Source organism: Bordetella petrii, from assembly GCF_020991325.1.
Lineage (GTDB): Bacteria > Pseudomonadota > Gammaproteobacteria > Burkholderiales > Burkholderiaceae_B > Bordetella_A > Bordetella_A petrii_E.
Window position 1 is genome coordinate 1 of the sequence record NZ_JAJMLX010000113.1, and the last position, 13,511, is coordinate 13,511.

Consider the following 13,511-nt stretch of genomic DNA (forward strand, 5'->3'; position numbering starts at 1 on the left):
GGCTGGGCGTGGCCGCCCTGGGCGCGCCCGGGCGCCTGCTGGCCGCGCCCGCTGAACTGAATGTGGGGGTGATCCTGCCGCTGTCGGGCGCCAACGCGCAGTTCGGCATCAATTCGCGCCAGGGGCTGGAACTGGTGGCCGACGAACTGAATGCGGCCGGCGGCATCAAGTCGCTGGGCGGCGCCAAGATCAAGCTGGTGATCGCCGACGCGACGTCGCAGCCCACCACCGCCGCCACGGTGGCGCAGCGGCTGATCACCAGCAACCGCTGCACCGCGCTGGTGGGGGCTTACGCGTCGTCGCTGACGCTGGCGGTATCGGAAGTGACCGAGCGGCGCGGCATTCCGCTGCTGACCATGTCGTTCTCGGACATTCTGACCGAACGGGGCTTCAAGAATATCTACCAGGTCGTGTCCAAGGGCTCGGTACTGGGGCAGGCCCAGTACGACTATGCGGCCCAGGTGGTGGCGGGCGCCGATCAGATCAAGAAGATCGCCATTCTGTACGAGGACACCGCCTATGGCACTTCGCAGGCGGTGGGCGTGCGCAAGGCCGCCAAGCAGGCGGGCGCCGAAATCGTGCTGGACGAGGCGTATCCGCTGGGCATTACCGATGTCACGCCCCTGATCAGCAAGCTGCGCGGTTCGGACGCGCAGTTGGTGTTTCCGATTTCGTACCTGAACGACAGCCTGCTGATCATCCGCGTGATGCGGCAGCAGAAGCTGACCTTGCCGGTGGTGGGCGGCGCGGCCGGCTACGTGATTCCGGATTTCGCCAAAGCGCTGGGGCCCTATGCGCAAGCCGTGCTGTCCATCGCGCCCGCCAACTACGATCAGCAGCCCGACTACACCGAGCGCTACCGCAAGCGATTCGGCACGTTCATGCCGCACGAGGCCCTGGAACACGCGGTGTGCCTGGGCGTGCTGGCGCAGGCCGCCGAGGCCGCCGCTTCGGACAAGGCCGACGCGGTGTCGAAGGCGTTGCGCGGGCGGCGTTTCGACCAGGGCTGGGCCGGCGTGATGTCCGGCGGCGGCGTGGAGTTCGATGCAAAGGGGTTGAACACCCTGGCGCAGCCCGTCATGGTGCAGTGGCAGGACAATGAACTGGTGTCGGTGTGGCCGCAGGCGCTGGCCCGCGGCAAGCTGATCAACGCCAGCTAGGAACCGCCATGCAATTCCTACAGGCATTGATCGACGGCATTCTGCTGGGCGGGGTTTATGCCGTTATTTCGATCGGGCTGACGCTGGTGTTCGGCGTGGTGTCCATTGTCAATTTCGCGCAGGGCGAATTCCTGATGGTGGGCATGTTCGTCGCGTACTTCGCGTGGAAGCTGCTGGGCCTGGATCCCCTGGTGGGCTCGCTGCTGTCTTTCGCCGTGGCGTTCCTGCTGGGCATGCTGACGCAGAAGTTCCTGATCGACCGCGTGCTCAAGGCGCCGGCGGTGGCGCAGATTTTCCTGACGGTGGGGTTGTTGATCGTGATGGAGAACCTGGCGCTGATTCTGTTCGGTTCGGAATTCCGCTCGGTGCAGACACCCTACCAGATGACCGCCTACACGCTGGGTCCCCTGCTATTTTCGGCGCCCTATCTGCTGGCCTTCGTGGTGGCCTCGGTGGCGGGCCTGGTGCTGTGGTGGGTGCTGAAGAAGACATGGTGGGGCATGGCCGTGCGCGCTACGGCGCAGGATCCGATGGCGGCCCGCCTGTCGGGAATTTCCACGCACCGCATCCATCAGCTGGCTTTCGGGCTGGGCGTGGGCATGACGGCGCTGGGCGGCGGCATCATCCTGCCGTATCTCACGGCCTCGACCACCGTGGGCGCGCAGTTCAGCGTGCTGATGTTCACGGCGGTGGTGCTGGGCGGGCTGGGCAGCGTGCTGGGCGCGGTGGTGGGCGGTGTTGCCGTGGGCGTGATCCAGTCGCTGTCGTCACTGGTGCTGCCCATGCAATTGCAGAACCTGGTGCTGTTCGCCGTCTTCATCCTGGTGCTGGCCGTGCGCCCCGAGGGCTTACTGAAAAGGGCAAGCTGATGGCATTGACACGCAATTCTCTACAGTGGGTGCTGCCCCTGGCCGCGGCGATAGCCGCCCCATGGTTCTTCGAGGACCAGGGCTACGGCATCCGCGTGCTGACCCTGGTGCTGTTGTTTGCCGCCATGGGCCAGGCCTGGAACATCGTGGGCGGACTGGCCAACCAGATTTCGCTGGGCCATGCGGCGTTCTTCGGGCTGGGCGCCTATACATCGACCCTGCTGCTGCTGCGCTTTGGCGTGTCGCCCTGGCTGGGCATGCTGGCGGCCATGGCCATGGCCGCGCTGGTGGGCGGTTTGCTCAGCCTGCCTACCATGCGGCTGCGCGGGCATTACTTCGCCCTGGCCACCCTGGCTTTCGGTGAAGTGATGCGCGCCATTGCCAATACCTGGGCCTCGGTGACGGGCGGGCCGGTGGGAGTCTCGGTGCCGTATTCGGAAGGCAGCCTGGCGCTGATGCAGTTCAAGTCCAGCGTGCCGTACTACTACTTGATGCTGGGCGCGGTGCTGGTCAGCACCCTGGTGTTCTGGCTGGTAAGCCGGTCGCGGCTGGGCTACCGCCTGCGGGCGGTCAAGGCCAATCCGCAGGCCGCCGAGGTAATCGGCGTGGATACCTCGCGCACCCGCATCCAGGCGTCGGTGATTTCGGCCGCCCTGATGGGGGCTTGCGGCACGCTGTACGCGCAGTTCATTTTCTTCTTCGACCCCGACACGGTTTTCTCGCTGGTGGGTATTTCGGTGAAGGTGGCCTTGATCTGCATTATCGGCGGCGTGGGCACGGTGGCCGGGCCGCTGGTGGGGGCGCTGGTGATGATTCCGCTGGAGGAGCTGTTCAACGAATGGCTTTCCGGGCATGCCGCGGGCGTATCGCAGCTGGCGTACGGGCTGATCCTGATCGCCATCATCCTGCTGGAACCGCGCGGCCTGTCGGTGCTGTGGGCGCGTCTGCGGCAATTGATGCGAGGCCAGCATGTCTGATCCCATATTGAAAGTCAGCAATGTGTCGCGCCAGTTCGGCGGCTTGAAGGCCGTGGACGATGTTTCCTTCCATGCATCGCGCGGCGACATCCTGGGCCTGATCGGCCCCAACGGCGCGGGCAAGACCACGCTGTTCAATCTGCTGGTCGGGCTGTATCGCCCGCAAGGGGGCGGCATCGAGCTGGACGGCGAGGCCATTGCCGGCTGGCGGCCCAATCGCATTGCCGCGCGCGGCATGACCAAGACATTCCAGAACGTTGCGTTGTTTCCCGAGATGACGGTGCTGGACAACGTGCTGGTGGGCGGGGTGCTGCGCCACGACGTGCCGCGCGCGCGCCAACTGGCGGGGCAGAACCTGGAGCGGGTGGGCCTGTCGGCCATTGCCGGGAAGTTGGCGGGCGAGTTGTCGTTTCCGGAACAGGCGCGCGTGGAACTGGCGCGGGCCCTGTGCACCGACCCCAAGGTGTTCCTGCTGGACGAGGTGATGGCGGCGCTGAACGACAGCGAGATGGACGACATGCTGGACCTCATCCGCCAGTTGCGCGACGAATCGGGCATTACCTTCGTGGTGGTGGAACATCACATGCGCGCCATCATGCGTCTGTGCAACCGCATTCTGGTGCTGTCATTCGGCAAGAAAATCGCCGAGGGCACGCCGGCCGAGATCGCCGCCAACCCGGCGGTCATCGAAGCGTATCTGGGCAAGTCGCTGGAACAGGTGGAGGTGCCGGCATGAGCCTGCTGCAGATCGAGGGCCTGTCGGCCCGCTACGACCGCAATCCGGTGCTGGAAGACGTTTCGCTCCAGGTGCCGGAAGGCGGCTTCGTCGCCGTGGTGGGTGCCAACACCGCGGGCAAGAGTACCTTGCTGCGCTGCATTTCCGGCCTGCTGCCCAAGGTGACGGGGCACATCCGCTACGCCGGCCAGGAGATCCAGCGCCTGGCGCCGCACCGCGTGCCGGAACTGGGTATTGCCCACGTGCCGGAAGGCCGCCATGTTTTCCCGGAAATGACGGTGGAAGAGAACCTGTGGCTGGGCGGCTACACCCGCCGCCGCGACCGGGCCGCGCTGCTGCGGCATTGCGACGAGGTCTACCAGCTGTTTCCGCGGCTGCGCGAGCGCCGCCGCCAGGCGGCCGGCACGCTGTCCGGCGGCGAACAGCAGATGGTGGCGTTCGGCCGCGCCCTGATGCTGAAGCCGCGCCTGCTGCTGCTGGACGAGCCCAGCCACGGGCTGGCGCCCAAAGTGGTGGAGGAACTGCACGAAGCCATGGTGGATATCCACCGGTCCGGCCTGGCGATACTGCTGGTCGAGCAGAACACCCGCCTGGCCCTGTCGGTGGCCAGCCAGGCCTATGTGCTGCAATCCGGCCGGGTGGTGCTGTCGGGCGCCAGCGCCGCGCTGCTGGACGACCAACGGGTGCGCGCCGCGTACCTGGGAATGTAGCCATGGCTGCCCGGCGGGATATAGTTCGGCTTTGTCTTTCCGCGCCCGCGGCGGGGGCGGCGCCATGAGCCCGCCTGCCGACCGGCGGGCCGCCATGCCAGCCGAGGATTTCATGGCCAAGCCGTCCGATTCCGCTTTCGAGAAGCCCAGCACCTTGCGGTCGCGGGTGGAAGATTACCTGCGCTCCGCCATCATGCAGGGCCGCCTGAAGGGCGGCGACCGGCTGCGCGAGACCGAGCTTTGCGAGCAGTTGGGCATCAGCCGCCCCACCCTGCGCGAGGCCATGCGCACGCTGGAAGCCGAACGCCTGATCACCATCGAACCGCACCGCGGTCCGACCGTGGTGCGCATCACGGCGAAGGCGGCGCGCGACCTGTATGCCTTGCGCGCGTTGCTGGAAGGCTATGCGGCCCATGAATTCGCCCGGCTGGCCAGCGACGCGGACATCGAACGCCTGCGGCTGGCGGTGCAGGCCCTGCACGAGTGCGCCCGGCAGGCCGACCAGGGCAGGCTGCTGGCGGCCAAGCGCGAGTTCTACGACGTGCTGCTGGCGGGCTGTGACAACGACCTGGTCAAGGACATGCTGCCGGGGCTGCTGTCGCGCATCAACCTGTTGCGCGCCACGTCTTTCGCCAGCCCGCAGCGCCTGCCGCAAAGCCTGGTCGAGATCGACCGCATTTTCGCGCGTATCCAGGGCCGCGACCCCGCCGGCGCGCAAGAAGCCGCGCGCGACCATATCGTCAATGCCGAACGCACCGCGCTGGAGATGTTGCGGCGGCAGCAAGAGGAGACCGAGGACAGTGAGCCGGATCATCGAGACCCTGCGGGCCGCCGCGGCCCGGGCACGGGAGGATAGCGAGTTCCACGCCGCCACGCGCAGCCTGCCCTGCGGCATCTGGCTGCAGGCGGGCGAGGCGGCCCCGCTGGCGGTCTGGGAACCGCCGCCCGGCGGCGTTGCCGTCGCGCCGCGCGTTATCCTGCAGGCCTCTGACGCGGCCTGGCAGAAGATCCTGGATCCGGCGCCCGCGCCCGGATATCACTCTTTCACGGCCGCGCTGCGCTTTGCGGACGGCTTCAACGTACAGGGAGAGGCCCTGTCCCTGGCGCAAGCCCTGCACCCCCTTGAGCGCCTGTTCGAGATCCTGCGCGGCCAGGTCGACGCCGGGCCCGTGCTCATCGATCGCCGCCCTATCCGTGGACACTACGTTGAACTGGACCTGCCCGGCGGGCCCGCGACCCTGTATGGGGAAGAAGCCGGCCAGGGCGCGCCACTGTTATTGCTGCATACCGCCGGGGCCGATGCACGCCAGTTTCACGGCGTGATGGCCGACCCGGCGCTGCGCGAGCGCTGGCGCATGATCGCTTTCGACATGCCCGGCCACGGACGCAGCGCGCCACTGCCTGGCACCGCCTGGACCGCGCCCGATCTGCGCCGCGATGATTACCTGGCCATTTGCCTGGCCGTGATCCGCCAGTGGGCCGGCGCCCCCAGTGTGTTGGTGGGGTGTTCAATGGGGGCGGCCATGGCGCTGTACGTGGCGGCGCGCAGCCCGGATAACGTGGCCGGCGTGGTGGCGCTGGAAGCGCCCTGGAAAGCCAGCGGCCGCCTCAGCCCGGCACTGTGCCATCCGCAGGTGAATCAGGCCGCGCACAACCCGGCCTACGTGCGCGGCCTGATGGCGCCGCAATCGCCCCTGGCGATGCGGCGCGAAGCCGCCTGGATCTATTCCCAGGGCGGCTTCGGCACTTATGCCAACGACCTGCATTTCTACAGCGAAGAGTTCGATGCGCCGGTACACCTGGCGGGCCTGGATGGTTCGCGCTTCGGCATCAGCTTGCTGACGGGCGCCTATGACTATTCCGCCAGGCCGGAAGACTCGCAACGCGTGGCCCAACTGATACCGGGCGCGCGCTACGCCACCATGCCCGACCTGGGCCATTTCCCGATGATCGAAAACCCCGCCCGCCTGCTGGATTACCTGCGCCCCGAGCTCGACCGCCTGGAGACACGCTGATGCTGCCGTGCTACGAAATCTACGCCCTGCGCTATGCCACGGTGGCGCGCCGCCGCCACGAGAATTTCATTACCCCGCCCGATGCGCACGACAGCCCCATGCCCATGGACTACTACGTGTGGCTGCTGCGCGATGGCAAGCGGCATTACCTGGTGGACACCGGCTTCAACGAGGCGGCCGCGCGCGAACGGGGCCGCCAGTTCCTGCGCTGCCCTATCGACGCGCTGAGCGCGTTCGGGCTGGCGCCGGGAGACATCGACGACGTGATCGTGACCCATCTGCATTACGACCATGCGGGCAACCTGCGCCGCCTGCCGCACGCGCGCATCCATCTGCAGGAAAGCGAGATGCACTATGCCTGCGGCTGCAACATGCGCTTCGACGCGCTGCGGCATGCGTATGCGGTGGAGGACGTGGTGGACGTGTTGCGCGGAGTGTACGACAAGCGCGTCAATTTCTGCCAGGGCATGGAAGAGCTCGCGCCCGGGTTGCAGGTGCTGCACATCGGCGGCCATACGCAGGGCCTGCAATCGGTGCGCGTGCACACCGCGCGCGGCTGGGTGGTGCTGGCTTCGGACGCCAGCCATTTCTACGACAATATGCAGCGGCAGTCGCCTTTTCCCATTGTGCACAACGTGGCGGACATGCTGGCCGGCTACGAGACCCTGGCCAAGTATGCCGAGTCGCCGGACCACATCATCCCCGGACATGATCCGGCCGTGCTGGCGCGGTATCCGCGCCAGCACGGGACGGACATCGTGGCGCTGCATCTGCCGCCGGGCACCGCAACATAAACCATCGCGGCGCCAGCGGACGGCCGATAGCCGGATTACTTCGCCTTGCCGGTCAGCGTACTAAAGCTGGTCATCAGGTTCCGGTAATCGGGAATGTGGTTCGAGAACAGCGTGCCCAGGCCTTCGATATCGTTGCGCCAGTCGCGATGCAGTTCGCATGCCACGCCGAACCAGGTCATTGTCTGCGCGCCCGCGGCGATCATGCGCTGCCATGCCGCGTCACGCGTCATTTCGTTGAAGGTGCCTGACGCATCGGCCACCACGAACACGTCGAACCCTTCTTCCAGCGCGGCCAGCGCCGGGAAGGCGACGCACACTTCCGTAACCACGCCGGCGATGATCAGTTGTTTCTTGCCGGTGGCCTTGACGGCCTTGACGAAGTCCTCGTTGTCCCAGGCGTTGATCTGGCCGGGCCGGGCGATGTAGGGCGCCTCGGGAAACAGCGCTTTCAGTTCGGGCACCAGGGGGCCGTTGGGGCCGTCTTCGAAGCTGGTGGTCAGGATGGTGGGCAGCTTGAAGTACTTGGCCAGGTCGCCCAGCGCTAGCACATTGTTCTTGAACTTGTCGGGGTCGATATCGCGCACCAGCGATAGCAGGCCGGCCTGATGGTCTACCAGCAGCACGGCGGCATTGTCTTTGTCCAGACGTACATAGGGCTTGGTCATGAGTTTCTCCAGGTCGTGGGAAAAGGGCCCGAATGGGCGGGTGGTATCCGCGCCGCCGCCAGCAGCGGCGCGGATGGGGTCAATGGGACAACTGGCCGAAGCGGCCGGCATTGAAATCGTCGACGGCTTCGCGGATCTCGGCCTGGCTGTTCATCACGAACGGGCCGTAGCCGACGATGGGTTCGTCGATCGGCTCGCCGCTCAGCAACAGCAGCGTGACGTCGTTGTTCGCCTCGATCCGTACTTGCGTGCCATCGCGCGACAGATGCGCCAGCTGGGCTTCGCGCACGATCTCGGTGCCGTTGACCAGCACCGTGCCGTGCAGCACCGCCAGCGCCAGCGTGCGGCCTTCAGGCAGGTCGAAGGTGGCAACGCCTTGCTGGCGCAGCCGCACGTCCCACACATCCATGGGCGTGTGGGTGCGCGCCGGACCGCGCCGGCCATCGAACTCGCCGGCGATGACGCGCACCCGGCCGGCATCGTCAGGCAACTGCACCGTCGGGATCTCCGCGTCCAGCAATGTCTGGTAGCCCGGCGCGGCCATTTTGTCGCGGGCCGGCAGGTTGACCCACAGCTGCACCATTTCCAGGGCGCCGCCGCGGCGGGTGAAGGCATCGGAATGGAATTCCTCATGCAGGATTCCGCCGGCCGCCGTCATCCATTGCACGTCGCCCGGGCCGATGTGGCCGCCGGCGCCGGTCGAGTCGCGATGATCGACTTCGCCCTGGTACACGATGGTTACGGTTTCGAAGCCGCGATGCGGATGCTGGCCCACGCCGCGCCGCTGCCCCGCCGGCGCGAACTGCGCCGGGCCGGCGTAGTCCAGCAGCAGGAAGGGGCTGAGGTGCTGGCCGTGGCTGTCGTAGCTGAACAGCGAGCGCACGGGGAAACCGTCACCGACCCAATGGGGGCGCGGCGCGCTGTAGACACCAAGGATCTTCTTCATGGCTTGCTCCTTTGCGGGTTGCGGCCCTTGCCGCAACCTCCATGGGAAAACTATAAATTCGGGACGATGGATCCGGTAGACTCTAAAATTCGGCTTCAGAGTTCTATCAGGTGAACGATGTGCACGATCTGAACGACCTGTATTACTACGTGCAAGTGGTGGACCACGGGGGGTTCGCGCCTGCCGGGCGCGCGCTGGGTATCCCCAAGTCCAAGCTCAGCCGCCGCATTGCCCTGCTGGAAGCCCGGCTGGACGCGCGCCTGCTGATGCGCAGCACGCGCCGGTTCGCGGTGACCGAGATCGGCCAGACCTATTACGCGCATTGCAAGGCCATGCTGGTCGAGGCCGAGGCCGCGGAAGAAGCCGTGGCGCTGACCCGCGCCGAACCGCGCGGCATGGTGCGGGTGACCTGCCCGGTGGCCCTGCTGGATGCCCAGGTGGCCGACATGCTGGCCGCCTTCATGCAGCGGTACCCGCTGGTGCAAGTGCACTTGGAAGAAACCAATCGCCGGGTGGACGTGGTGGCCGAGGGCATCGACGTGGCCATCCGGGTGCGGCCGCCGCCGCTGGAAGACAGCGACCTGGTCATGCGGGTGTTTACCGACCGCGGCCAGTGCCTGGTGGCCAGCCCCGCGCTGTTGCAGCGCACCGGCACGCCGCACGCGCCGGTGGATCTGGGCGGCCTGCCCAGCCTGGGCCTGGGGTTGGGCTTGCCGCAAGGCGGACATGTCTGGGACCTGCTGGGGCCGCACGGCGCCCATGCTGCCGTGCGCCATCAACCTCGCCTGGTCACGCGCGGCATGCTGGCGCTGCGGGCCGCGGCCGTGGCGGGGGTGGGCATCGTGCAGTTGCCCACCATGCTGCTGCGCGACCAGTTCCAACGCGGCGAGCTGGTGCCCGTGCTGCCCGACTGGGCGCCGCGGCGCGAGATCATCCACGCGGTATTCGCCTCGCGGCGCGGCCAGTTGCCGTCGGTCAGGGCCTTGATCGATTTCCTGGCGGATCGTTTCAAGGCGCTGGTGGACGATTGAGTCAGTCTGCTATTTATAATTTCGTTATATGGAAATTATAAGCGGCAATGCGTTCACCGGATTTAAATTTCTTTATTTGGAAATAAAGTAGTAAAAAAAGCAGAACCAGTTATTAATTCCGAATGGGGAAACTATGGTGCGCAGATTGTCGGAACCCGGGGCCCAACCCAACCCGCAAGCCTCTGACCTCGTAACGCTCGGGGCCATCATCCGGCATCGCCGCCTGGCCCTGGCTCTGCGGATCGACGATGCGGCGCACGCGTGCGGAGTCGCGCCCAATGTGCTTTCCCGCTTGGAGAATGGCGGCGCCGTTGGGTCTGACCGCCTGCTGCGCGTACTGGATGGATTGGGCCTCAGCATGGTTGTCGCGGCGAAGGATGAAACGGTACTGGTGCCGCCCAACGCCCAGGCACAGCGTTTCGAGACCTGGTCTCATGCGGTGGATTATCTCAAGTCGCAGTTGCCGATGTCCAAGGACGCAAAATCATGACCCGGCACGTTCTTCATGTTTGCACGCAAGAGCGGCCGGTGGGGCAGCTTACGTTCGATGCTGTCGAGAACCGTTATGGGTTTCGCTATTACCCATCCTGGGCCGCGCATCCAGAAGCGTTCTACCTGTCCCCGGCCATTGCGCTGGATCATGGACCGGACAGCCCCGGCTCGGTCCAACGCTTCCTTGGCAACTTGCTGCCTGAGGGTCGTGTGCTGGACATTGTTTCGGTATCGGAGCAGGTCTCGAAGAGCAATACATTCGGCCTGATACGCGCGCTGGGCAAAGAGCCGGTAGGGGCTTTCAGCTTCATGGCACTGGATGTCGACGAGGAGCAGTTGGCGCGTGAAATGCGGGCGTGGCGGCAAGAGGCGGCACGCCGTCCGGTGTCCAATGAAGAACTGAGCGACCGTATCAGGAAGCGCGATCTGATTCCATTTCCTGTCTGGGACGGTCAAGTCAGGCTATCGCTTGCCGGCTATCAGGACAAGCTGCAAGTGCTAGTGGAAGGTAACCATCTTTCGCTGGTGGATGGCGCCTTGAGTTCATCGCACCTTCTCAAACCGGAAAGCCTGAATCCCTTCAGCCCGCATCTGGTGGCCAACGAGCATTTCTGCATGACGCTGGCCCGCCAGATGAAGCTGCCCGTTGCGTCGGTCATCCTGCGGCGCATTCCTGACCCCATTCTGCTTATTGAGCGCTTCGATCGACGGATCGTCTGGGATGGGCAAACGCCGGATACCGCCAAAGCCGTCCTGCGCCAGCATGTTATCGATGGATGTCAGGCGCTGGATTTGCCTGTTGAATTCAAATACGAGCGCAACCTGGGCAGCAACCGCGATGTGCGGGATATTCGCGAAGGCGTCAGCTTTGCCCGCCTGTTTGCCCTGCTCGACAAAACGCTTTCTGGCACCCAGAAGGTAGTAATGGCGGCGGCACCGACACGCCAGTTCATGCTTCGCTGGGCCGTGCTGAATTTATTGCTTGGCAATAGCGATGCGCATGGCAAGAATCTCTCGTTTTTCGTGCGGCCGGCGGGTCTGCAGCCCGCACCCCTTTACGATCTGGTGTCTGTCTGCGTTTACGACGAGAAAACCGTTTCTCACGAGTTTGCCATGGCCTATGGTGATGATTTCCGAATTGAAGAAATCACGCCTTTTTCTTTGGCCGACTTTGCCTATCGGACCAAGACACCGCCTTTGCAGCTTGCGCGGGAAATCCGCAGCCTGGCATCCGCGGCGATCAGCCTGGCGCCGCAACTCGCCCAATCAGATGTCTACGTAGGCGAGGAGCGCGACCTGGTGCGACAGATTTCCGCGTTCATTCAAGGGCAGGCTGAACGTTTACTTGCCATGGCGCCTGAAATCTCCAAAGTAGACAAGAAACTGCTGGAGGGTTAATGGGGCGGCTATCGCTATGGGCGGCACGCGTCATGCCCGCTGATATAGAGCCGCGACGTATCCAATAACCTTGCGGCGGCCCGCGCATCCGGTTGCGCCATGTGCGGCAGCCAGCCCAGCAGGGGCGCGGGCAGGCGCCGGGCAAGCGCCTGCACATTGGCCGCTGCCTGCTGCATGGCGGGGTCGACATGGTTGGCCACCCAGCCCGCCAGGCGCAGGCCGCGCGCCGCGATGGCCTCGGCGGTGAGCAGGGCGTGGCTGATGCAGCCCAGGCGCAGGCCCACCACCAGTATCACGGGCAGGGCCAGCTGCTGCGCCAGGTCGGCCGTGTCCAGGCTTTCGTCCAGCGGCACGCGGAAGCCTCCCACGCCTTCGACGATGACACTGTCCGCATGGGCGGTGGCCTGGCGGTAGGCCTGCAGCACCACGGACGCGTCCAGGGCAACGCCCTCGGCCGCGGCGGCGATGTGGGGCGCCACGGCCTGCCGCAGCACATAGGGGCAGCGCACCGCCGCGGGCAGGGCAACGCCGCTGGCCTGGCGCAATTGTTCTACGTCTTCGTTGACCAGCCCGCCATCCAGGGGCTCGGCACCCGCGGCCAGCGCCTTCATGCCGGCGGCCGACAGCCCGCGCTGCGCGGCGGCGTGTAACAGGGCGCAGGATACAAAGGTCTTGCCGATTTCCGTGTCGGTGCCGGTGACGAAGTAGTCGTGCGGGCGCGGGTTACCGGGCATGCAAGGCCTCTTCGTCCAGGCGGTTCAGGCAGGCGGCCAGCCGGTCTACATCGGCGGTGGTGTGCGCCGCCGATAGGGTGACGCGCAGGCGCGCGGTGCCGGGTGGGACCGTGGGCGGGCGGATGGCGGGCACCCAGAGGGCCTGGCGTTCCAGTTCGGCCGCCGCGCGCAGCGCCTGGGCGTTCTCGCCCAGCACGATGGGCTGGATGGCGGTGGGCGCGGGATAATGCCGCCAGTGCCGCAGGCGCAGCCCGGCCTGCAGGCGTTGCATCAAGGCATACAGGTGCGCGCGGCGCTGCCGGCCTTCGGCGCCTTCGATCAAGTCCAGGCTGGCCAGCAATGCATGGGCCAGCGCGGGCGCGGCCGCCGTACTGAAAATATACGGACGCGCACGGTTGACCAGCCAGTCGATCACGGTGGCATGCGCCGCCACGAAAGCGCCGCTGACACCGGCCGCCTTGCCCAATGTGCCCATCAACACCAGGTGCGGCGAGCATAGCCCGGCATGCTCCAGCACGCCGCGGCCCTGTGCGCCCAGCACGCCGAAGCCGTGCGCATCGTCGACCACCAGCCAGGCGTTGTAGTGTTCGGCCAGTTTCAGCAACTGGCGCAGTGGGGCGATGTCGCCGTCCATGGAAAACACGCCATCGGTGACGATCAGGCGGGTGGCGGCCTGGCTGGCCGACAGCATGCCGGCCAGCGCGTCCACGTCGTGGTGCGGATAAATGTGGACGCGCGCGCGCGACAGGCGCGCGCCGTCGATCAGCGACGCATGGTTGAGCGATTCGGAATAGATTTCCGCGTCTTTGTCCGCCAACGCGCCCAGTACGGCCAGGTTGGCCATGTAACCAGTGCAGAAGTACAGGGCGCGGGCCTGCTCGATGTGCGGCGCCAGCATCGCGGCCAGCCGTTCTTCCAGTTGCGCGTGGGCGCGTGCGTGCCCGCTGATCAGGTGCGACGCGCCGCTGCCGGCGCCATGGCGCG

Annotated in this window: 15 protein-coding genes; 11 read left to right on the top strand and 4 right to left on the bottom strand. The window is 66.0% G+C overall.

Going from position 1 to position 13,511, the window contains the following annotated elements; all coding sequences use genetic code 11:
* Nucleotides 1-2 precede the first annotated feature (2 nt).
* The 8 genes from LPZ50_RS12970 to LPZ50_RS13005 all read left to right on the top strand — a co-directional run bounded on the left by LPZ50_RS12970 (nucleotide 3) and on the right by LPZ50_RS13005 (nucleotide 7,261).
* Nucleotides 3-1,160: an ABC transporter substrate-binding protein gene (locus LPZ50_RS12970; protein WP_268903364.1), complete on the top strand. Its 1,158-nt coding sequence runs from the start codon at nucleotides 3-5 to the stop codon at nucleotides 1,158-1,160.
* 8 nt (nucleotides 1,161-1,168) lie between these two features.
* Complete coding sequence (locus LPZ50_RS12975) at nucleotides 1,169-2,029, top strand: branched-chain amino acid ABC transporter permease (RefSeq protein ID WP_230661895.1); 861 nt, start codon at nucleotides 1,169-1,171, stop codon at nucleotides 2,027-2,029.
* Nucleotides 2,029-3,006: a branched-chain amino acid ABC transporter permease gene (locus LPZ50_RS12980; RefSeq protein WP_230661896.1), complete on the top strand. Its 978-nt coding sequence runs from the start codon at nucleotides 2,029-2,031 to the stop codon at nucleotides 3,004-3,006. The genes LPZ50_RS12975 and LPZ50_RS12980 overlap by 1 nt, the downstream gene beginning before the upstream one ends.
* Nucleotides 2,999-3,742, top strand: a complete 744-nt coding sequence (locus LPZ50_RS12985) for an ABC transporter ATP-binding protein (RefSeq protein WP_230661897.1) — start codon at nucleotides 2,999-3,001, stop codon at nucleotides 3,740-3,742. Before LPZ50_RS12980 ends, LPZ50_RS12985 begins: the two co-directional genes overlap by 8 nt.
* A complete protein-coding gene (locus tag LPZ50_RS12990; RefSeq protein WP_230661898.1) occupies nucleotides 3,739-4,452 on the top strand; it encodes an ABC transporter ATP-binding protein in 714 nt (237 codons plus the stop codon). The genes LPZ50_RS12985 and LPZ50_RS12990 overlap by 4 nt, the downstream gene beginning before the upstream one ends.
* A 94-nt stretch (nucleotides 4,453-4,546) precedes the next feature.
* Complete coding sequence (locus LPZ50_RS12995) at nucleotides 4,547-5,308, top strand: GntR family transcriptional regulator (RefSeq protein WP_230661908.1); 762 nt, start codon at nucleotides 4,547-4,549, stop codon at nucleotides 5,306-5,308.
* Nucleotides 5,253-6,467, top strand: coding sequence for an alpha/beta fold hydrolase (locus LPZ50_RS13000; protein ID WP_230661899.1), 1,215 nt, complete (start codon nucleotides 5,253-5,255; stop codon nucleotides 6,465-6,467). The genes LPZ50_RS12995 and LPZ50_RS13000 overlap by 56 nt, the downstream gene beginning before the upstream one ends.
* Nucleotides 6,464-7,261: an N-acyl homoserine lactonase family protein gene (locus LPZ50_RS13005; protein WP_230661909.1), complete on the top strand. Its 798-nt coding sequence runs from the start codon at nucleotides 6,464-6,466 to the stop codon at nucleotides 7,259-7,261. Before LPZ50_RS13000 ends, LPZ50_RS13005 begins: the two co-directional genes overlap by 4 nt.
* Before the next feature lie 35 nt (nucleotides 7,262-7,296).
* Here LPZ50_RS13005 and ycaC read toward each other — a convergent pair whose 3' ends face one another.
* Together ycaC and LPZ50_RS13015 are read right to left on the bottom strand one after the other, a co-directional pair.
* Nucleotides 7,297-7,926: an isochorismate family cysteine hydrolase YcaC gene (gene ycaC / locus LPZ50_RS13010; RefSeq protein WP_230661900.1), complete on the bottom strand. Its 630-nt coding sequence runs from the start codon at nucleotides 7,924-7,926 to the stop codon at nucleotides 7,297-7,299.
* 79 nt (nucleotides 7,927-8,005) lie between these two features.
* On the bottom strand, nucleotides 8,006-8,872 hold the full coding sequence (locus LPZ50_RS13015) for a pirin family protein (protein WP_230661901.1): 867 nt from the start codon (nucleotides 8,870-8,872) through the stop codon (nucleotides 8,006-8,008).
* A gap of 119 nt (nucleotides 8,873-8,991) precedes the next feature.
* Between LPZ50_RS13015 and LPZ50_RS13020 the strand changes: the two genes are divergently transcribed.
* From LPZ50_RS13020 to LPZ50_RS13030, 3 genes are all read left to right on the top strand, one after another.
* A complete protein-coding gene (locus LPZ50_RS13020; protein ID WP_230661902.1) occupies nucleotides 8,992-9,903 on the top strand; it encodes a LysR family transcriptional regulator in 912 nt (303 codons plus the stop codon).
* A 133-nt stretch (nucleotides 9,904-10,036) separates the two neighbouring features.
* Entirely contained in the window at nucleotides 10,037-10,393 is a 357-nt protein-coding gene (locus LPZ50_RS13025) for a helix-turn-helix domain-containing protein (RefSeq protein WP_230661903.1), read from the top strand.
* Nucleotides 10,390-11,793, top strand: a complete 1,404-nt coding sequence (locus LPZ50_RS13030) for a HipA domain-containing protein (RefSeq protein ID WP_230661904.1) — start codon at nucleotides 10,390-10,392, stop codon at nucleotides 11,791-11,793. Before LPZ50_RS13025 ends, LPZ50_RS13030 begins: the two co-directional genes overlap by 4 nt.
* 14 nt (nucleotides 11,794-11,807) lie before the next feature.
* On the opposite strand, the gene bioD is transcribed toward LPZ50_RS13030, so the two are convergent.
* Both bioD and LPZ50_RS13040 read right to left on the bottom strand, forming a co-directional pair.
* Complete coding sequence (gene bioD, locus LPZ50_RS13035; protein WP_230661905.1) at nucleotides 11,808-12,527, bottom strand: dethiobiotin synthase; 720 nt, start codon at nucleotides 12,525-12,527, stop codon at nucleotides 11,808-11,810.
* On the bottom strand, nucleotides 12,517-13,511 hold a 995-nt coding region (locus LPZ50_RS13040), incomplete at its 5' end, for an aminotransferase class I/II-fold pyridoxal phosphate-dependent enzyme (protein ID WP_230661906.1). The genes bioD and LPZ50_RS13040, both read right to left, overlap by 11 nt.

Coding starts and splice junctions, on each gene's coding strand:
- LPZ50_RS12975 (WP_230661895.1), top strand. CDS start 1,169: ATGCAATTCCTACAGGCATTGATCGACGGCATTCTGCTGGGCGGGGTT.
- LPZ50_RS12980 (WP_230661896.1), top strand. CDS start 2,029: ATGGCATTGACACGCAATTCTCTACAGTGGGTGCTGCCCCTGGCCGCG.
- LPZ50_RS12985 (WP_230661897.1), top strand. CDS start 2,999: ATGTCTGATCCCATATTGAAAGTCAGCAATGTGTCGCGCCAGTTCGGC.
- LPZ50_RS12990 (WP_230661898.1), top strand. CDS start 3,739: ATGAGCCTGCTGCAGATCGAGGGCCTGTCGGCCCGCTACGACCGCAAT.
- LPZ50_RS12995 (WP_230661908.1), top strand. CDS start 4,547: ATGCCAGCCGAGGATTTCATGGCCAAGCCGTCCGATTCCGCTTTCGAG.
- ycaC (WP_230661900.1), bottom strand. CDS start 7,926: ATGACCAAGCCCTATGTACGTCTGGACAAAGACAATGCCGCCGTGCTG.
- LPZ50_RS13015 (WP_230661901.1), bottom strand. CDS start 8,872: ATGAAGAAGATCCTTGGTGTCTACAGCGCGCCGCGCCCCCATTGGGTC.
- LPZ50_RS13025 (WP_230661903.1), top strand. CDS start 10,037: ATGGTGCGCAGATTGTCGGAACCCGGGGCCCAACCCAACCCGCAAGCC.
- LPZ50_RS13030 (WP_230661904.1), top strand. CDS start 10,390: ATGACCCGGCACGTTCTTCATGTTTGCACGCAAGAGCGGCCGGTGGGG.
- bioD (WP_230661905.1), bottom strand. CDS start 12,527: ATGCCCGGTAACCCGCGCCCGCACGACTACTTCGTCACCGGCACCGAC.